The 17,997-nt window shown below is 68.1% G+C and carries 15 protein-coding genes; 6 read left to right on the top strand and 9 right to left on the bottom strand.

Features of this window, described 5'->3' with window-relative positions; all coding sequences use genetic code 11:
- Nucleotides 1-8: 8 nt before the first annotated feature.
- On the bottom strand, nt 9-3,188 hold the full coding sequence (locus CXY82_RS07385) for a beta-phosphoglucomutase family hydrolase (protein ID WP_104170349.1): 3,180 nt from the start codon (nt 3,186-3,188) through the stop codon (nt 9-11).
- A gap of 86 nt (nt 3,189-3,274) precedes the next feature.
- Here CXY82_RS07385 and CXY82_RS07380 point away from each other — a divergent pair, with 86 nt between their 5' ends.
- Nucleotides 3,275-4,549 (top strand): M18 family aminopeptidase, encoded by a 1,275-nt coding sequence (locus CXY82_RS07380; protein ID WP_104170348.1) that lies wholly within the window; start codon nt 3,275-3,277, stop codon nt 4,547-4,549.
- 55 nt (nt 4,550-4,604) lie between these two features.
- Here CXY82_RS07380 and CXY82_RS07375 read toward each other — a convergent pair whose 3' ends face one another.
- The 3 genes from CXY82_RS07375 to CXY82_RS07365 all read right to left on the bottom strand — a co-directional run bounded on the left by CXY82_RS07375 (nt 4,605) and on the right by CXY82_RS07365 (nt 6,523).
- Nucleotides 4,605-4,808, bottom strand: coding sequence for a hypothetical protein (locus CXY82_RS07375; RefSeq protein WP_104099648.1), 204 nt, complete (start codon nt 4,806-4,808; stop codon nt 4,605-4,607).
- Nucleotides 4,809-4,879: 71 nt separating this feature from the next.
- Nucleotides 4,880-5,611 (bottom strand): SGNH/GDSL hydrolase family protein, encoded by a 732-nt coding sequence (locus tag CXY82_RS07370; protein WP_104170347.1) that lies wholly within the window; start codon nt 5,609-5,611, stop codon nt 4,880-4,882.
- Nucleotides 5,612-5,620: 9 nt separating this feature from the next.
- Nucleotides 5,621-6,523 carry an oxygenase MpaB family protein gene (locus tag CXY82_RS07365; protein ID WP_104170346.1) on the bottom strand — a complete coding sequence of 301 codons (903 nt, stop codon included), beginning with the start codon at nt 6,521-6,523 and terminating at the stop codon, nt 5,621-5,623.
- A 75-nt stretch (nt 6,524-6,598) separates the two neighbouring features.
- Between CXY82_RS07365 and CXY82_RS07360 the strand changes: the two genes are divergently transcribed.
- Entirely contained in the window at nt 6,599-8,062 is a 1,464-nt protein-coding gene (locus CXY82_RS07360; protein ID WP_104170345.1) for a cryptochrome/photolyase family protein, read from the top strand.
- Nucleotides 8,063-8,474: 412 nt separating this feature from the next.
- On the opposite strand, the gene CXY82_RS07355 is transcribed toward CXY82_RS07360, so the two are convergent.
- Complete coding sequence (locus CXY82_RS07355; RefSeq protein WP_104170344.1) at nt 8,475-8,765, bottom strand: hypothetical protein; 291 nt, start codon at nt 8,763-8,765, stop codon at nt 8,475-8,477.
- 136 nt (nt 8,766-8,901) lie between these two features.
- Between CXY82_RS07355 and CXY82_RS17015 the strand changes: the two genes are divergently transcribed.
- Nucleotides 8,902-9,951, top strand: coding sequence for a Pvc16 family protein (locus CXY82_RS17015; protein ID WP_146069065.1), 1,050 nt, complete (start codon nt 8,902-8,904; stop codon nt 9,949-9,951).
- 194 nt (nt 9,952-10,145) lie between these two features.
- The gene (locus CXY82_RS07340) at nt 10,146-10,436 is read left to right on the top strand and encodes a hypothetical protein (protein ID WP_134544339.1); all 291 of its coding nucleotides are present in this window, start codon (nt 10,146-10,148) and stop codon (nt 10,434-10,436) included.
- Here the strand turns inward: CXY82_RS07340 and CXY82_RS07335 are convergent.
- Nucleotides 10,408-11,271 (bottom strand): DUF429 domain-containing protein, encoded by an 864-nt coding sequence (locus CXY82_RS07335; RefSeq protein ID WP_104170340.1) that lies wholly within the window; start codon nt 11,269-11,271, stop codon nt 10,408-10,410. The genes CXY82_RS07340 and CXY82_RS07335 overlap by 29 nt on opposite strands.
- 107 nt (nt 11,272-11,378) lie before the next feature.
- On the opposite strand from CXY82_RS07335, the gene CXY82_RS07330 reads away from it, so the two are divergent.
- Complete coding sequence (locus tag CXY82_RS07330) at nt 11,379-12,851, top strand: sugar porter family MFS transporter (protein WP_104170339.1); 1,473 nt, start codon at nt 11,379-11,381, stop codon at nt 12,849-12,851.
- Here the strand turns inward: CXY82_RS07330 and CXY82_RS18550 are convergent.
- Together CXY82_RS18550 and CXY82_RS07320 are read right to left on the bottom strand one after the other, a co-directional pair.
- Nucleotides 12,844-13,554 (bottom strand): RNase H family protein, encoded by a 711-nt coding sequence (locus tag CXY82_RS18550; RefSeq protein ID WP_104170338.1) that lies wholly within the window; start codon nt 13,552-13,554, stop codon nt 12,844-12,846. The two genes, CXY82_RS07330 and CXY82_RS18550, sit on opposite strands and share 8 nt — an antisense overlap.
- A 327-nt stretch (nt 13,555-13,881) precedes the next feature.
- Complete coding sequence (locus CXY82_RS07320) at nt 13,882-15,063, bottom strand: MarP family serine protease (RefSeq protein WP_104170337.1); 1,182 nt, start codon at nt 15,061-15,063, stop codon at nt 13,882-13,884.
- Nucleotides 15,064-15,225: 162 nt separating this feature from the next.
- On the opposite strand from CXY82_RS07320, the gene CXY82_RS07315 reads away from it, so the two are divergent.
- On the top strand, nt 15,226-16,422 hold the full coding sequence (locus CXY82_RS07315) for a DUF4192 domain-containing protein (protein WP_104170336.1): 1,197 nt from the start codon (nt 15,226-15,228) through the stop codon (nt 16,420-16,422).
- 67 nt (nt 16,423-16,489) lie between these two features.
- Here CXY82_RS07315 and CXY82_RS07310 read toward each other — a convergent pair whose 3' ends face one another.
- Nucleotides 16,490-17,995, bottom strand: a complete 1,506-nt coding sequence (locus tag CXY82_RS07310; RefSeq protein WP_104170335.1) for an aspartate aminotransferase family protein — start codon at nt 17,993-17,995, stop codon at nt 16,490-16,492.
- Nucleotides 17,996-17,997 lie beyond the last annotated feature (2 nt).

The raw sequence follows: 17,997 nt of genomic DNA, 5'->3' as shown, positions 1-17,997 counted from the left end.
GACCGACGCTAACCGAGCGGGAAATCGCGGGTCTCGCCGGGCGCAAGCACGGCCTCCCGGCCCTCGACCCGTACCCGGATCGGAGCGGCGCCGCCTGCCTGCAGCTGCAGGCGCACGTTGCCGGGAGTCAGTTTCAGCCGGATCGGCTGTTCCCGGTAGTTGATGGCAAAGGTGACCTCCGCGAGCTCCTTCGGCAGCACGGGATGCAGCCAGAGCATGTTCTCCCGGATCTCCAGCCCGGTGTAGCAGCGCACGACCATGTCGATCGATCCGGCCATCGCGCCGAGGTGGATGCCCTCGTGGGTGGAGCCGCCGAGGATGTCGCCAAGGTCGCTGTCGAGGGCCCGAGTCAGGTAGTCCCACGACCGTTCCCGGTCGCGCCGGGCGTCCAGCCAGGAGTGCACCACGTTGCTGAGCGTGGAGCCGTGCGTGGAGCGTGCCGAGTAGAACTCGACCGTTCGCACAATCGCCTCCGGCGGCAGTTCGTAGCCCATGGTCTCAAGCAGTTCGCGCAGCTCCTCGGCGGAGAGCAGGTAGAGCAGCATGAGCACATCGGCCTGCTTGGAGAGCCGGTAGTTGTTTGTGCTGTCGCCCTCGGCGTTGAGGATCAGGTCGAGGCGGGCGATCGAGGGATACCGGGCCCGGTAGGCGTCCCAGTCGAACTCGGGCAGGCCCTCGTAGCCCTCGAACTGGCTGATCACGCCGTCGGCGTGGAACGGCACCCGCAGCCGCAGGCTGATCCGGGCCCACTGGTCGACCTCGTCCGGCCGCAGTCGCAGCCGGTTCCAGAGGGGCCCGCAGTACCGGTTCTGCAACAGAGCCACGGTGTCGACCGCGCGGCGCAGTACCCACGCGGTCATCACGTTCGTGTACGCGTTGTTGCGGAGGCCGTGGCCCGACGCCCCAGGGTAACCGTCGTGGAACTCGTCCGGCCCCATCACCCCGTCAATGTCGTAGCGGTCGTCCACCTCGTCGTAGCGGGCCAGGCTGGCGAAGAAACGAGCCACTTCGAGCAGCATTTCGGCACCCTGCTGAATCAGGAATTCGGTGTTGCCGGTGGACTGGTAATACTCCCAGATGCTGTAGGCCACGGCGAGGCCCACATGCCGCTGGTTCTGGGAATTGTCGGGCATCCACTGCTGGTTCAGCGGGTTGAAGAGGTTCGTCGGGGTCTCCTCACGCCCGTCGATGCCGCTCTGCCAGGGGAACATCGCGCCCTCGCGGCCGATGCCCCGTGCGGCCGCGCGGGCCTCGCCCAGGCGCCGGTACCGGTAGCCGAGCAGGGCGCGGCTCAGGTCGGGGCGGCGCAGGGTGAGAATCGGGTAGACGAACAGCTCGTCCCAGAAGACGTGCCCGCGGTACCCCTCGCCGTGCAGCCCTCGGGCCGGCATGCTCGCGTCGAGGTCGGCGTCGACGGCCGCCACCGTCTGCAGCACGTGGAAGGTGTTCAGGTTGAGCGCGAGCGACTGGTGATCGCTCGCGCGCATGCCCACCGCGAACTCGTCCCAGAGCACCTGCCACGCCCGTTCGTGCGCCTCCAACAGGTCCGCCGGGTGCGGCAGGCGCCGCAACCAGATGGCCACCGCCCGGGCCGGCGAGGCGATGGCCCGGTCGCGGGAGGTGCTGACGACGACCGTCTTCTCCACCCTGACCGGATGCCCCGGCTCCAGATCCAGGGTGAACTCGTGCGCCACCCAGCCGGCGTCGTCGGTGAGCAGGTGCCGCGGGGGCTCGACCGGCTGCTCGTCCCTCCGCACCCGGGTGCGGGCCGCCAGGGCGATGTGGATGCCGGACTGCGTGGTCTCCATCTCGAGCAGCACGGTCTCGGCGTCGATTTGCGTGCCGGTGTGGGGAATCAGGTGAGCGTTGGTGAGAAGCCGGTCGGCGGCAACATTGCGGTTGAAGACCCGGCCCTCGAGGGCCGAGCGCACGGTCAACGGGCCGGTCCAGTCCTCCGCCTCGAACGTGGTGTCGAGCACGGCCACATGCGGGGCGGCCTGGGACACGAACCGCCGGGAGGTCACCCGGGTGGTGCGTCCCGCCTCGTCGCGCAAACGGATGACCCGGGTCAGCACGCCGCGCCGCAGGTCCAGCTCCTGCAGATAGGTGACCAGCTCGGTGTGGCCGACGTCGAACCAGTCCCCGTCGGCCACCCTGAATCCCAGCAGCAGCCAGTTGGGGGCGTTGACCAGGTGCTCGTCTTCGACGGTGCGCTCGCCGAGGGTCGTCTGCACCCGGTTGTAGACGCCGGCGAGGTAGGTTCCGGGGTAGTGCACGCCGTCGTCGGTGGACTCGGCCGCCGCGCCGCGAGTGCCCCAGTAGCCGTTTCCGAGTGTGCAGAGCGCCTCCCGCAGCCCCTCGGTCGCGGGGTCATAGCCGATGTAGCGCAGCAACCACGGGTCGCTGCCGGTCTCGCCTCCGGCCCAGCCGCGGTTCTTCCCGGTCAGAGCGGGGTCCAGGCCGGCGAGGTCCAGGTCGGCGAGGTCGGTGAGCACCAGATCGGCGCCGGCCGAGCGCAGCCGGCTGTCGCCCGTACGCTCCATGCCGATGACCAGGGCGAATCCGCCGCGCGCCGCGGCCTGCACCCCGGCCTCGGAGTCTTCGACGACCACGGTGCGGTCCGGCGTCACGTGCAGTCGCCGGGCCGCCTCGAGGAACAGGGCCGGGTCGGGTTTGCCGGCCAGGCGCATCCGCACGGCGTCGGTGCCGTCGACCGTGACGTCGAATAGGCCAGTGAGGCGCGCCGCGGTCAGCACGGCGGCGCTGTTGCGGCTCGCTGTCACGAGGGCCACCGGCAGCCCCTGCTCTTTCAACCGGCGCAACAGCGCCAGCGTGCCGGGGAACGCCTGCACGCCGCCGACGGCGAGCTCGCGGGTGAACAGCTCCTGCTTGCGGCCGGCGAGAGCGTTGATGGTCGCCCGGCCATGCGTCGGTTCGATCCCGCGCGAGGCCAGAAACGCACGGATGCCGTCCTCCCGCGCCCGCCCGTCGACGTACCGCCGGTAGTCGCTCTCGATTTCGAACGAAGGCACCGGCGACTTCGTCAGTCCCGGCAGTGCCTCGTCGAACAGGGCCTTCCACGCCCGGGCGTGCACGGCGGCCGTGTCGGTGACCACGCCGTCGAGGTCGAAGATCACGGCGTCGAAGGCGGCGCGGGCCGGGTGCGGCGGCTGGCTCGGCTGGTTCATGGGTGCTCCTCTGGGCCGTGAATGCCTGGCCGTGACTGCTCGGCCCTGAATGTGGACATAGTACGCAGGGTGGTTGGATATGACCCATGACATCCACACCGGACTACATCGACGATTTCGCCGAGTTCATCACCGCCTCCCCGTCGTCGTACCACGCTGCCGCGGAGGTTGCCCGCCGCCTGGACACCGCCGGCTTCGACCGGGTGAGCGAAACCGAGGAGTGGTCCGGTGCGCCCGGACGGCGCTACCTCGTGCGCGACGGCGCGGTCGTCGCCTGGGTGCAGCCGGACGGGGCCGGCCCGACGACACCGTTTCGCATTCTGGGGGCGCACACCGACTCGCCCGGTTTCAAGCTGAAGCCGAAGCCGACCATCGGCGCCCACGGCTGGCTGCAGGCCGGGGTCGAGGTCTACGGCGGTCCTCTGCTCAACTCCTGGCTCGACCGCGAACTCGAACTCGCCGGCCGCCTCACCACCATCGACGGCACCGAACACCTCGTGCGCACGGGCCCGTTCTGCCGCATCCCGCAGCTGGCCATCCACCTGGACCGGGACGCCAACACCGGCCTCACTCTCGACCGTCAGCGGCACCTGACCCCGGTGTTCGGGGTGGGGGAAACGAGTCAGGCCGACCTGGTCGGGCACCTGGCGGGCCTGGCCGGGCTGGCGGGAGAGGAGGTCGCCGGCTACGACATCCTCACGGCCGACACGGCCAATCCGGCCCGGTTCGGCCTCGGCCGCGAGCTCTTCGCCGCGGGGCGCATGGACAACCTCTCCTCGGTGCACGCCGGCCTGGTAGCCCTGATCGGAGCCCCGGCACCGGCCGGTCAGATCCTGGTGCTCGCGGCCTTCGATCACGAGGAACTCGGTTCCGAGACCCGAACGGGTGCGAGCGGGCCGCTGCTGGGCGACATCCTGACCCGGATCGGGGCAGGACTCGGGGCATCCGTCAGTGATCGCCTGCGCGCCTACGCCGGCTCGTGGTGCGTGTCGGCCGACGCGGGTCACTCGGTGCACCCGAACTACCCGGAGAAGCACGACCCGGCGAACATGGTCGTCGCCGGGGGCGGCCCGCTGCTGAAAATCAACGCCACTCAGCGCTACGCGACGGATGCGGCGGGTGCGGCCCTCTGGGCCCGAACCTGCGCGCAGGCCGGCGTGGAATACCAGGAATTCGTGTCGAACAACACGGTGCCGTGCGGCTCCACAATCGGCCCGCTGACCGCCACGCGGCTCGGCATCCGCACGGTCGACGTGGGCATCCCGCTGCTCTCGATGCATTCCGCCCGCGAATTGTGCCACGTGAGCGACCCGGTCGCTCTCCAGAAGGCGATCGGCGCGTTCTTCGCCTCGGAGGTCTAACGGCAGGCCGCGCGTGGCTGGCCGGCGTCGAACTCGTTCGGGGTGCTGCGGGGCGTCACAGCGCGTAAGCCGACTGGCGGACTCCATGCACGGGATGCCCGGAGCGGGACTCCACGAGGTCCTTGTCATCGGCGAGTTCGCAGTCGCCCTCGTGCACGATCACCGGCCAGACGATGCGCCGGTCGGTTCCGACTTGGGCTGTGCCGCCGATCCCGCACTCCCGGCAGTGGACGGTGAGTACCCAGTCGTTTTGTCTCATACTTGGAGGTTTCCTCACAGAGAGGAAATCATCAAGGGGGTGTACTTTCACCCCGTGATATGCAAAACAGTTCAGCGTATGCTGATGCGGCCCAGAAGGTGCTCGGCAATCGCTCGGTAGCCTGCGTCATTGGGGTGGAAACGATCGCTCGTGCCGCCGAAGACATCCCGTCCGGCGGGGCCGCGATTGGCCTCGATCAGATAGAGGTCGTAGAGGCTGACGAAGGCGCCGCCTTCTCGGGCGCACTCGTGGTCGATGATGTCGTTGTACGCGTCGGTCTCATCGGCGCTGCCCCAGGTGCCAACGCAGACGAGGGGGACGCCCGGAGATTCGGTGTGCACGCGGTCCAGGAGTGACCGGTAGCTGAGCGCGAACTCGTCGGGCGCGGTCTGGTCGAGCACGTCGTTGGTGCCCAGTTCGACCACGGCCAGGTCGAGGTTCTCCGGCACATCGACCAGGCTGGATACCGTGCCGGTGGTGGCACCGGCCCGATTCTTGTGGAATTCCTGAACCGGGCCGCCCTCTGCGAGCGCATCGACCATCAGCGGACGGAAGCCCAGGTCTTGCAGTTCCGCGTTGAGGCCGTAGCTGATCGAATCGCCCACGAACAGCACGCGCAGGGGGCGGTCAGCGGGGCGGGTCACCTGCACGTCCCCGTCGGTCTCCGAGAGGTCGGAGTTGACGGCTGCGAAGATTCCCAGTGAGGTCAGAACGAGGGCAGCCAGCCCGATCACCAGCAGTCGGAAGGGGAAGCGGCGAGTGCGAGTCGCGCCCGTACGCGAGAGGTCAGGGCGCGGAGGCATCCGTGCAGTCTAGGCGGGGTTCTCGGCGGAGAGACGCGCGATACGGGCCCGGGCGGCATCCTCTGAGGTTGACGACCGGCCGAGCAGCAGGCGCACCAGGCGGAGAACGGCTCCGGTGCCCCAGACCACCGGGAGCAGGGAGCGCCGCAGGCCGAGCAGCTCGCGGTATTCGCGGGGGATCGAGGCGACGGCGCCGGCGAACATGACCCGGTAGAAGGGCATCATGGCGGGCCGGAGCGGGGGATTGCGAATGAAGCGCACCGCCTCGGCCACGCGTTCGTCGCTCTTGAGGATGCCGGCATCCTTGAACGCATCCAGCTGTGCCTGCAGTTCGGACGCGGAGCGCGGCGGATTGTGCACGCCGACGAGTTCTCCGGCCTTGGCCCATTCGCGCACGTAGCCGTCGGCCCCGCCTGGGATAGGGTCACCCCAGATCGTGTGCGAGGCCAGGAAGGCGTCGGTGAAAACGATGTGCACCCAGGCGAGCAGTTCGGGGTCCCCGGCGGCATAGGGACGCTCGATGCCCTGGGCGTCGCGGTAGGTGCCGGTGACCCGGTCGTGGAAGCGCCCCACGCGGGACGACTCGTGCTCGGCCAGGGTCGTGTCGGCGAAGGTCACGGTGACGAGCCACTGGATGGTGCCGGAGAGCCGTCCGAGCGGGTCTTCCCGATAGCGCGACCAATCGTGTACGCCGGCCATCGCGCCGGGGTGCAGGGTCTGCATGAGCAGGGCACGGATGCCGGCGACCATCGTCGCCATCCCGCCGTGCACGGCCCAGGAGGCGGAGCCCGGACCGAAGAAGCCGATATCGTCGCCCTGTTCGATTTCTTCGACCCACTGCGGGCGACCTGACCCGTTCCCCGAGAAGGTCACCAGAAGATGCGACCGCCAACTGTCCACGAACCTGCCCATGGATCGAGGCTAACCCGTCGCGGCTGGGCATCGGCCTCGAACCTCGCGTGCGGCAAGGCATCTAAACTCGAAGCCATGGCAGTGCCTCGCTTTCTGTTCGCCGACCAGCTCGGCCCCCATTTCGACGACGGCGGACCGATCCTGATGGTGGAGTCCGTCGGCGTTCTCGGTCGGCGCCCGTACCACCGAGCCAAAGCGCACCTCATTCTCACCGCCCTCAGGCACCGGGCCAGGGAGCTCGGTGATCGGGTCGAGTACCTGCGCGCCGAGCACTACCGGGATGTGCTGGCCGGCCGTGACCTCGAGGTGGTCAACCCCACCTCGTGGGGTTCCCGCGCGCTGGTTCACGAGCTCGGCGCGCGGGTGCTGCCCAGCCGCGGCTTCGTGACCAGCGAGGCCGACTTCGCCGTCTGGGCCGCGGGGAGGCCGCCGTCCCGGCTGATCATGGACCAGTTCTATCGCCATGCACGCACGGAAACCGGGCTGCTCATGCGCGGGCCCGATCCCGAGGGCGGCCGGTTCAACTTCGACCACGACAACCGTCAGCCGCCGCCGAAGGGAGCGGTGGGCCTGGGGCTGCCGGACCCCTTCCATCCGGTGGAGGACGACATCGACGAGCAGGTGCGCGCCGACCTCGACCGGTGGCAGGCCGAGGGGCGCATTCGACTGATCGGCGAGGACGGACCCCGCCGGTTCGCCGCCACCCGGGCGGAAGCGCTCGTGGCGCTCGCCGATTTCGTCGAGACGCGTTTGAGCGACTTCGGCCCCTTCGAGGATGCCTCGCTGCTCGGGGACGAGACGATGGCCCACGCCAGGCTGAGCGTTCCCCTTAATTTGGGGCTGCTGCATCCGCGGGAGGTGATCGACGCCGTAGTCGCCGCGTACGAGACCGGGGGAGCCCCACTGCAGAGTGTGGAGGCCGTGGTGCGCCAAATCATGGGCTGGCGGGACTGGGTCTGGCACCTGTACTGGCACCTGGGTGAGGACTACGTGCGGCGCAGCAACCACCTCGAGGCGCAGGTGGCCCTGCCGCGGGAGTTCCTCGAGCTCGACGGCAGTTCCGTGAGGGCGAAGTGCCTCAGCCATGTGCTCGACGAGGTGCGCCGCACGGGCTATGCGCACCACATTCAGCGGCTGATGGTGCTCGGCAACTGGGCGCTGCAGCGCGGTTACCAACCGGCCGAGCTCACCGAATGGTTCACGAACGCCTTCGTCGACGGCGCCCCGTGGGTGATGCCCGCCAATGTGGTCGGGATGTCCCAGCACGCCGACGGCGGGATCGTCGCCACGAAGCCGTATGCCTCCGGGGGCGCCTACATCTCGAAGATGAGCGACTTCTGTGGCGCGTGCACGTTCAACCCGAAGAAACGCCTGGGCGAGGACGCATGCCCGTTCACCGCCGGGTACTGGGCCTTCCTCGACCGGGTGGAGCCACGCATCCGGGGCAATCACCGTATGGCGCAACCGCTCGCCGGACTGCGCCGCCTGGTCGACCGGGAAGAGGTCGTCGAGCAGGAGCGTGCACGCACCGAGTGGTGAGCGTCGCCCGCGCGGCGCCTCGTGAGTCCGTCGCGGCCCGTAGGTCAACCACGACACCGTTAGAGTGAAACTTCTCAGAAGGTGACCTGTAACCCGAGCAGCCCTCGACTTCCCCTGAGTGAGCTGCCGAGCAAGTGTGTGGTGCTGTAGGTCAGTCAGAGCTTGAGTCCAGGCACAGGGCGGCGCGGGTCGTGGAAGCCGGCGCAGGATCTAACGTGCGCCGGCCTGTATAAGGTGCGCCGCGAGGCGTGCAGGGGTCTCGCCGCGGATGGCAGGCAGGAGGGAGACCTCGGGAGCGCGTCATCGGGACGCGGTCGTCGCACCGAGGTTTGCTGGGCTTGATCCGCGTCGGGAAGGGGGAGGAGTCCAGCGGCGGGTGAGGGTCTACCTGGGCGGGTTGCCGCGCACGCGGCTACCTGACCTCGGTCGGCCAATCGGTCACGCCGGCGAGGGCAGCCTGCAATGACAGTGCCGAAGCCCGGGCCTGCTCGGCCCCGTGGGGGTTGAAGACATCGATCGCGAGCGGCGGGCCCTCGCCGAACTTGGGGATCTCCACTTCGACGCGACCGCCGCCGACGAGCGGCACGAACGGATGCGCCGTCCCGGCATCCCGCACGGTCGACCCGGCCGCCTCCGCGATCAGCCGCAGTGCGTCGGGCTTGGTGACGTGGGTCTGGGCCACGATCGTTGCCGAGTAGTCCATGGAACTCCTTCACTGAGGCGGACATCGCGAGGAACACATCTATCGAAGCAGGCTACGGCATCCGCGGGATGGGCACCGGGCCGGTTCCGCCGTGGCGCAGCCGAACTCCTCGACCTGGTTGGTGAGCCGGAGTACCGTGGCACTGTCTGCTCACTTTCGCATCCAGAAGCTCTCAGAAGCCGGGGTCCCCATGTCGTCGCTCACCAACTACGGCCAGGCCATCGCCTCGACGACCGTCGCGCTCCAACGACTGCTGTCCTCCCCGCCGATCGGGCTGCAGGTCACGGCCTACGTGCTCGGCGCACCCCGCACCGGTGTCGCCGGCCCCTCCATCAACCTGTTCCTCTACTACGACAGCCTGATCAGTTATCGGGAGGAGACCCAGAGGGGACCCAGCCGAGTGATTTCGGAGCTGCACTACCTGGTGAGTGCTTTTCCCGGCGACGACGTCGACACGGATGCCGGCAGCCACCGTGCCTTCGGTGCAGCGCGGGCCGCCATCGAACGCCATCCCGTGCTGAACGTCCCGATCGGCTCGGCAGACAACCTGCAGGTCTGGCTCTCACCCTCGCCGCTGACTAACGAGGTGCTGACCTCCCTCTGGCTGGCATCAAATGCGCCGCTGCGACTGTCCTTCGGCGTGATGGCCTCGTTCACCCTGGACGCAGCCGAGCGCACGGCAGTGGTCGGAACCGTCCGTGATGTCGTGAAGTTGGCCGGGGCAGGTGCGCTCGCCGTGTTCACGGGAGCGGATGCCGTGGCGAAGGCCGAGGCCGCGGCATCCGTCGCGAACGAACTGGGCAAGCCTCTCGTGACGGTGCCCCTGAACGAGGTCGTGGGAGCCAGCGCTGCCGCCACCGAGGACAACCTCGGCCGCATCTTCGAACAGGCCGAACACCGCGGCGCCGTGCTGATGATCGCCGCGTCCGACCCCCTGTTCGGGATGCGGCCGGAGGTGCTCGATGTCGACGACCCCTACTCCGGGTTGGAGATCGGATCCATCCTCGACCTGCTCGGCCAGTCACCGAGCGTCGTGATCATTGAGTTGACTCATCCGGCCGGGGACGATCTGGCGGACCGGACCCGGGTCGAGGTGCGCTTTCCGGGGCCGGGGCCGGGGCAGGAGCCGGAGCCGGAGCCTGGGCAGGAGCCGGAGCCGGATTCCGCGTCGGCCACCGGTGACTGAGCACGTCGAGGCCGAACTCCCGGGTTAGACCTCCCGACCAGGAGGTGAGTGTCAGGAACGCTGGCAGTGCCAGAAGCGGGACGCGCCAGATCATGGTGGGCCTCGATTCTGTCGGGACGTCGGGAATACCTGCGACCAGAGGATACCTGCGACCAGTGGACACCTGTTCGTGCGCACCCGCCTACGCTGACTGGATGCCGTCTTTCCGTATCACCCTGATCATCGGTGCTCTCCATTCGGGCATCGCCCCGGACTCCGTCCTGCCGCACCTGACGGCTGCCGCCGCGGAGCTGACGACCGTGGAGGCATCCGATCTCGCCGTGGTCGCCGGTTCTCCGCGCGCGATCGTGCGGTTCACGGCGGATGATGCCGCGATGGCCCTCCGGGTCGGCGACCGAGTGCTCGCCGCGGCCCGCACCCGCGTGGAGCCGGTGTCGTGGCAGGTGACCGAGCGGGTCAGGACGCGCTGGTACCCGGTGCGGTGACGAGCCGCGCCCCTTCGTCGCCGCGGCGCTGCTCCGGCCGGGCCGGCGCGATGATGGTCGGTCGGTGACCGAGCTCCGACACTGTGTCCCGGGCGCCGAGAACCTGGCAGCGCTCCGTGCCCCGGTGCCACCAGAGCGAGGCCGTCCAGGCGCAGAGCAGGGCGTCGATCAGGTCTTCCCGGTGTTTGTAGGCTCGGTCGACCAACGGTGAATGCTCCGTCACCAGGGCGTCCGAGACGGAATGGGAGCCCAGGTCGAGCGGCGGCGACGCTCGGGTGAGCCCCCAGATCCGCTGGATGAGGTCATCGCAGACCATGGCCCGCTTCGTCCGGCGTTCGTCCGGCGGAAGGGAGGTGCCCATGCGCTTGTAGCGGGGTCGCTTGTCGAGGTAACCGAACTCCGCCGCGCCCACGAGCGTCGTGTAGGGGTAGCACTCAAAGAAGCTGGGGGTGGCCCTATCCATCGGCGCGAGGCCGTCGGTGTAGGTCCAGCCGGAGGCTTCCAATCGGCGTCGGATCGTCACCCCGCCGGCCCAGGGGCGGCCGAGGTTCGAGGCGTTCGCGGAGACATGCCAGCGGCCGTAGCGACTGCCGGTTTCCCGCTCGCACAGGCGCATGCCGGTGGGGTTGTTCACCACCAGGGGCGCGTCGACCGCCAGCACGGCGCCGGGTTCCCACAGGGAGTCGATCCAGCGCATCACGGCATCCGTGCCGCGGGCCCAGCCGGCGTCGAGCACCCGGCCGGTCTCGTCGATGCACGCCAGGCCGGATTCATTGGCCGGTTTCGACGTGCTGCCTTCGGCCCAGGCCAGGTCAACTCCGAGGAATCGCGTCATGGGTCATGGATAGCACAGGGAGATGACGGGCGCAGGTTCCGCCGAGGTTCGGCGCCCCTTCGTTGGGGCGTAGGCTGTTCGGATTGTTCCACAATGAGACAGAGGTCTTGACGATGACCCAGACTGAGGAACCATCCACGAACGGAAAGGTCATTGCGCTGGCGGTGGCGGGAGCCTTCGGCGGGTTTCTTTTCGGGTTCGACGCGTCCGTGATCAACGGCGCGGTGAATGCCATTCAAGACGAGTATGCGCTCACGGCGACTCTCACCGGCTTCGCGGTCGCGAGCGCGCTACTGGGCGCCGCCGCCGGGGCCTACCTGGGCGGCCGGGTCGGCGATCGATACGGTCGAATTCCGGTGATGCTTCTGGGCTCGATCATGTTCTTCGTCAGTTCGGTCGGTTCCGCCTTCGCCTTCAGCATCTACGACCTCGTGCTCTGGCGCATCGTCGGCGGTCTCGGCATCGGGCTCGCATCCGTGGTGGCCCCGGCGTACATCGCCGAGATCTCACCGCGAGCGATTCGGGGACGCCTCGGATCGCTCCAGCAACTCGCCATCACGATCGGTATTTTCTCCGCTCTGCTGTCTGACGCCCTGTTCGCCAACACCGCGGGAGGCGCGAGTGAGCCCTCCCTGTTCGGGATCGACGCCTGGCGCTGGATGTTCCTGGCCTGCGCGCTGCCCGCCGCCGTGTACTTCGTGATCGCGAAGATCCTCCCGGAGTCCCCACGGTTCCTGGTGCTGAAAGACCGTGAGACGGAGGCCCGCGCGGTCTTTCAGAAGGTGTGGCCCAACGGCGATGTGGACCGCGAGATCCGCGACATCCGTGCCTCGATCAAGGCCGACACGCTGGGTCAGCGTACCGGGTCACTGCGTGGCAAGGCGTTCGGCCTGCGCCCGATCGTCTGGATCGGCATCCTCTTGTCGATGTTCCAGCAGTTCGTCGGCATCAACGTGATCTTCTTCTACTCGACCACCCTGTGGAAGGCGGTCGGCTTCGAGGAGTCGAGCTCGCTCACCATCTCGGTGTTCACCGGCCTGACCAACATCGCGGTTACCTTCATCGCCATCGCCCTGATCGACCGGATCGGACGTCGGCCGATCCTGATGACCGGTTCCATCGGCATGACGCTGTCGCTGGCCACGATGGCGATCGCCTTCAGCCAGGCGGTCACCGTGGGCGGCGAGATCAGCCTGCCCGGTGCGTGGGGTGGGATCGCCCTGGTCGCGGCCAATGTGTTCGTGGTCTTCTTTGGCGCGTCCTGGGGCCCGGTGGTCTGGGTGCTGCTCGGCGAGATGTTCCCGAACACCATCCGGGTGAAGGCGCTCGGCATCGCCGCAGCGGCCCAATGGATCGCGAACTTCCTGATCGCCGTCACATTCCCGACACTGGCGGCAGTCTCGCTGCCGTTGACCTACGGCCTGTATGCGCTGTTCGCGGCGCTGTCATTCGTGTTCGTGCTGACCAAGATTCCGGAGACCAACGGCATGTCCCTCGACGAGGCGAACACCCTTCTGCCGCCGAAGAACGCGGCGAAGACGGCGTCGAAGAACGCGGCGAAGCAGACCGAGGTCAGATAAGCCCGTGAAGAAGTTCTCCGACGCTGACGCCGAGCCTGGCGGCACGCTCGGTCAGACGGGCGTGCTCGTCGGCGGAGAGTTCCAGAGACACGGTGTGGGAGGCAGCCGGCTCGTCAAACGCGAACAGCTCCGGATGCGACGGGCCGGCCGGGAGCTTCGGGGTGGCGGCAGGCGAAGCGACGGCCCGTGCTTTCGTGGCCGAGGTCAGCGCGGGGCGCCGAACCGGTGCGGCATCGCCCTCCCGCACCCAGCCGGGGCCGGCTTTGATCGGCGCGTTCCGCTGGTACGCCTCTGACACGGCTCGGGCCCGGCTGTCAGCGGCCTCGTTGAGCGGGTGGTTAGCGTGGCCCTTGACCCATTCGAACCGGTAGCGGCGTCCGGCCAGAGCTTCGTCGAGCTCCTGGAGCAGGTCCAGGTTCATCACGGGCTTGCCATCCGCCTTGCGCCAGCCCTTGGCCTTCCAACCGCGCATCCACTTGGTGATGGAGTTGATCACATACTGGCTGTCGCACAGCACGAGCAGGTCGTCGTCGAGGTGGGCGGTTGCCCGGAACAGTTCGAGCACGGCCTTCAGTTCGCCCTGATTGTTCGTGGCGTGCTTCCAGCCGCCGGCGGCCCAGCAGGAATCGTTGACGAACCAGGCCCATCCGGCGGGGCCGGGATTGCCCAGGGCCGAACCGTCGGCAGCGGCGATGATCGTCATTCAGTGGGCCTTTCCTGTGGTCCCGCTGGTTCAGGACCTGTCTAGTCTGCCATCGCGGACCAGATGGGCGAGTCCTCATGGCCGCGGGCACTGAGAGTTCGCGGACGGGGGTTTCCGACTGGCTCTTCCGCCCACCCCGAACGAATTCGACGGAGATTCTGGCGGAAACGGCCCCAAACCCTCCGAAAGAGCAGTTTTACGCGAGAATCTCCGTCGAATTGGTTCGGTACCGGGTGCGGCGTCCGGCCCTGGAGGACCAGGGTCCACCGGGCGCAGTCAGTTTTGACCGCAGGCAGCGACACAGCCAGTCGACGAGGACTCACTCAGTTAGCCGCTGATGCAGGTGCCGGACGAGATCGGGGAGCCGAGCGTGGCGGCCTGCTCTACGACCGGGTCGACTTCCTCCATGGCGAGGGCGTAGCCGAGGTTCTCGGTGGTGGTCGACTTCGCGAAGATGACGCCCGTCACGATACCGGCCTCGCTGAGCAGGGGGCCGCCCGATTCGCCATGGTCGACGTCGGCAGCCAGCGTGTAGATCTGCCGGGAGGACGGGTCCTGCCCGTAGATGTCGGCGACCAGGGCTGGGGCCACGGCGACGACCTCGGCCGGCGCCGATTCGAATGGCCCGCCGAAGGGATAGCCGCTGCTCACCGCAAGGCTGCCCGGCGGAAGATTCTCGCCAAGGGAGAGCGGGGGAGCCTCGAGCCCCGACACTGCGATCACGGCGAGGTCCACGATCGGGTCGAAGTAGACGATCTGACCCGAACGGGACCTGCCGTCGGGCGTGACGACGACGGGCTCCTCCACCCCGGCGACGACGTGAGCGTTGGTGAGTACCCGTTCCGGAGCGACCACGAAACCGCTGCCGGACTGGTTCTGCCCGCACGCATAGGCGGTTCCGCTGATCTTCATCACCGACGCGCTCGCCGCGAGCAGGGCGTCGCTGTCGGTGCCCACGCTCGGCACGACCGGGGCCTCGCCGTTGAAGGCCTCCACGACACGCGGGATGCCCTCGGTCACCACGATGGAGCGCAGTTGGGCCAGGAAGCTCTTCACCTGGTCCGGGGTCAGGGAGTCGATCGAGCGGATCACGCTCGACGAGCTCACCGCCGACGACACCACGGGGACCCCGAGGGCACCGACGCTGAAGGCGATCATCGAGACCACGAGGGCCGACACCGCGACGGCTGCACCGGCGCCGAGCACGCGGTCGACGACCCGGAGCTTGTTGCGAGTGCCCTGGGGAGTCAGGATCCTGCCGATGGAGCGTCCGAGCGAGAGGCCGCCGATCAGCAAAACAGCTGCGGCCGCGAGGGTCGCGGCCGTGCGCCACTCCGCGGCGGGAACCCAGGTGCCCACGAGCGGCACCAGAAAGTAGGCGGCGACGGCACCCGCCGCGAGTCCGGTGATTCCGGCGATGCTGCCGATGAGGCCGTTGCGGTATCCGGAAATCAGGTAGCCGAACAGCACGACCAGCAGCAACACATCCAGAAAAATTGAGAATGCCATCCGTGAACCTCGTCCTGTTGTCGGTGTCGTGCGCTTGCCCACCGGCCGCATCCGTCTGCTCCAGAGTACGTGGCCAGTCCTCCCCAGAATGTGAATCCGCCGAGTCGTGCACCGACCCGGCCCGGATCGGGAGGTGGAGGCGGTTCCGGAGAGGGTGGACCCATGAACAGGACAATCGTCAAGACCAGGGAAGCACATGACTTCCTCGCGCTCGTGCCGCAGCTCGCCGGGTTCTTGCCCGAGAAGAGCCTGGTGCTCGTCGCCTTCCGCGGCAACCGCACCTGCGGGGCGATGCGGTTCAACCTGCCCGACCCTGCGGCACCGGAGAAGGTGCTCAAGCGCATCGCCACCACGCTCGTGGGAACGCTCTGCAAGATCCCGGACGTCGACGCGCTGGTGCCCGTCGTCTACAGCGACGAGAACATCGTGGCTGTGGCCGGCCTGCCGCAGGAACGCTTCGTCGAGGTGCTGTGCGCTCGCGCCCGGCTCTCCGGTTTCCTGCTTCGCGACGCCCTGTGCGTGGCCGCCGACGGGTGGGGCTCGTACTTCGACCCGGACTGCCCGGCCGGCGGGCATCCGCTCCGCGCGATCGCCGCCTCCGAGGTGCACCGGGCCATCCCCGAAGAGGTTCGCCGCGACCTCGCGACGCTGCAGAGTCGCGCGGACCTGCCGGCGGTCGACCCGTCGATGAGAGAGCGGCTCGGCCGCCGGCTGGCGCGCTATCAACGCCTCGGCGGCCAAGCCGGCACGATGCCGGAACTGCTTGAGCTGGCCGGTGACATCCTCGACCCGGTGGTGGCCGCGGAGGCGGCGCTCGGTTTTGACCCGCAGAACCTGGGGCTTGACGACGCGGCCGCGTTGCTGTTCCTGATGCAGGGGCCGGCCTGCCGGGACCAGATGATGCTGCAATTCGCCTTCGGAGAGACGGTCGGCCGCAACACGCACTGCCTCAACCTGCGGTATGCCATCCTGCAGCGAGCCACGGGACGGAGCCTGGACGACATCATCGCTGAGGAGCAGTCCGACGGACTCGACAGCCCGCACTCCCGGGTCACGAGCGACCTTATGCTCGGGCTCGGCCGGGAGCGCCCCGACCCCGAACGCATCGAGCCGGCGATCCGACTGCTGAAGGTGCTGGTCGCTCTGGCGCCGCGCACGGCCAGACCGGCGCCGCTGTGCATGCTGGCCTGGCTGTCGTGGGCGATGGGGCGCGGGTCGGTCGCCGGAATCTTCGTCGACCAGGCACTCGCCATTGACCGGCACTACGGCATGGCTGAGTTGCTCCACACCGTTTTCGGTTCGGGGCACCTACCAGACTGGGCGTTTGCGGTCCCTCCGGACGAACCCGAAAACGCCTGAGCGGAATGCCGCTATCGGACTTCCGGCGGCAGGTAACCAGCTTCAGGCATCCGGTTGGCCGTAGCGGCTACAGGTACTTGGGCGCCTCCGACAGCACGCCGTACAGGATGTCGCCGATCTCGCTGAATTCGGCCGGGCCGATGGTCAGCGGGGGAGCGAGCTGCACGACGGGGTCTCCGCGGTCGTCGGCACGGCAGTACAGCCCGGCCTCGAACAACGCCTTGGAGAGGTAGCCGCGCAGCAGGCGCTCAGACTCGGCGTCGTTGAAGGTCTCCTTGGTGACCTTGTCCTTCACCAGCTCGATTCCGAAGAAGTAGCCCTCGCCGCGCACGTCGCCCACGATCGGCAGGGCGAGCAGCTTCTCGAGCTCGGCCCGGAAAAGCGGCGAGTTCTCACGCACATTCTCGTTGAGCTTTTCCTCCTCGAAGATGTCGAGGTTGGCCATGGCCACGGCCGCGGAAACCGGGTGGCCACCGAAAGTGTAACCGTGATAAAAGGTCGTGTCACCGTGCTTGAAGGGCTCGTAGATGCGGTCGCTGATAATGGTGGCGCCGATCGGGGAGTAGCCGCTGGTCATGCCCTTCGCGCAGGTGATCATGTCCGGCTCGATCCCGAAGGTCGTGGACGCGAACATGTTGCCGATGCGTCCGAAAGCGGTGATGACCTCGTCGGCCACCAGCAGCACGTCGTACTGGTCGCAGATCTCGCGCACCCGCTTGAAGTAGCCGGGGGGCGGCGGGAAGCAGCCACCAGAGTTCTGCACGGGTTCCAGGAACACCGCGGCCACGGTCTCCGGGCCCTCGAACTGAATCATCTCTTCGATGCGGTTGGCGGCCCACAGGCCAAACTTCTCCACGTCGTCGCCGAGCCCGGAACCCAGCTCGTCGGCGCGGTAGAAGTTGGTGTTCGGGACGCGGAATCCGCCGGGGGTGACGGGTTCGAACATTTCCTTCATGGCCGGGATGCCCGTAATGGCCAAGGCGCCCTGCGGGGTGCCGTGGTAGGCCACGTTGCGGGAGATGACCTTGTGCTTGGTGGGGCGGCCCTGCAGCTTCCAGTAGTACTTGGCCAGCTTGAAGGCGGTCTCCACGGCCTCGCCGCCTCCGGTCGAGTAGAAGACCCGGTTGAGGTCGCCGGGCGCGTTTGCGGCCAGACGATCGGCTAGCTCGATGGCGCTCGGGTGGGCGTAGGACCAGATTGGGAAGAACGCGAGTTCCTCGGCCTGCTTCGCCGCCACCTGGGCAAGCCGCTTGCGGCCGTGGCCGGCGTTGACGGTGAACAGCCCGCTCAGGCCATCGATGTACCTCTTGCCGTTCGAGTCCCAGATGTGGTGGCCGACACCCTTGGTGATAATCGGCACGCCGTGGCCGCTTTCGAGCACGGACTGGCGCGAGAAGTGCATCCAGAGGTGGTCTTTCGCCTTCTGCTGCAGGGTGGCGTTCTCTGCATCCGTGTAAACGCGGGGTGTGGCCGACACCCCGGCTGTGGTGTCGCCGGTGCTGACGGTGGCAACTTCGGCGGCGACTGCGGTGACGGGCGCGGCGGAGTCGGTGGTGGCTGATGTGATTGTCATTT

This window comes from Cryobacterium sp. M23 (genome assembly GCF_002929655.1).
Taxonomy (GTDB): Bacteria; Actinomycetota; Actinomycetes; order Actinomycetales; family Microbacteriaceae; genus Cryobacterium; species Cryobacterium sandaracinum.
This window is presented reverse-complemented; position numbering and strand designations above follow the sequence as displayed.

Excerpts from the sequence above, each read along its gene's own strand:
- CXY82_RS07340 (WP_134544339.1), top strand. The coding sequence starts at position 10,146 with ATGCCGTCTTTCCGTATCACCCTGATCATCGGTGCTCTCCATTCGGGC.
- CXY82_RS07360 (WP_104170345.1), top strand. The coding sequence starts at position 6,599 with ATGGCAGTGCCTCGCTTTCTGTTCGCCGACCAGCTCGGCCCCCATTTC.
- CXY82_RS07310 (WP_104170335.1), bottom strand. The coding sequence starts at position 17,995 with ATGACAATCACATCAGCCACCACCGACTCCGCCGCGCCCGTCACCGCA.
- CXY82_RS07380 (WP_104170348.1), top strand. The coding sequence starts at position 3,275 with ATGACATCCACACCGGACTACATCGACGATTTCGCCGAGTTCATCACC.
- CXY82_RS18550 (WP_104170338.1), bottom strand. The coding sequence starts at position 13,554 with ATGACGATCATCGCCGCTGCCGACGGTTCGGCCCTGGGCAATCCCGGC.
- CXY82_RS07355 (WP_104170344.1), bottom strand. The coding sequence starts at position 8,765 with ATGGACTACTCGGCAACGATCGTGGCCCAGACCCACGTCACCAAGCCC.
- CXY82_RS07335 (WP_104170340.1), bottom strand. The coding sequence starts at position 11,271 with ATGACGCGATTCCTCGGAGTTGACCTGGCCTGGGCCGAAGGCAGCACG.
- CXY82_RS07320 (WP_104170337.1), bottom strand. The coding sequence starts at position 15,063 with ATGGCATTCTCAATTTTTCTGGATGTGTTGCTGCTGGTCGTGCTGTTC.
- CXY82_RS07365 (WP_104170346.1), bottom strand. The coding sequence starts at position 6,523 with ATGGGCAGGTTCGTGGACAGTTGGCGGTCGCATCTTCTGGTGACCTTC.
- CXY82_RS07370 (WP_104170347.1), bottom strand. The coding sequence starts at position 5,611 with ATGCCTCCGCGCCCTGACCTCTCGCGTACGGGCGCGACTCGCACTCGC.
- CXY82_RS07375 (WP_104099648.1), bottom strand. The coding sequence starts at position 4,808 with ATGAGACAAAACGACTGGGTACTCACCGTCCACTGCCGGGAGTGCGGG.
- CXY82_RS07315 (WP_104170336.1), top strand. The coding sequence starts at position 15,226 with ATGAACAGGACAATCGTCAAGACCAGGGAAGCACATGACTTCCTCGCG.
- CXY82_RS07385 (WP_104170349.1), bottom strand. The coding sequence starts at position 3,188 with ATGAACCAGCCGAGCCAGCCGCCGCACCCGGCCCGCGCCGCCTTCGAC.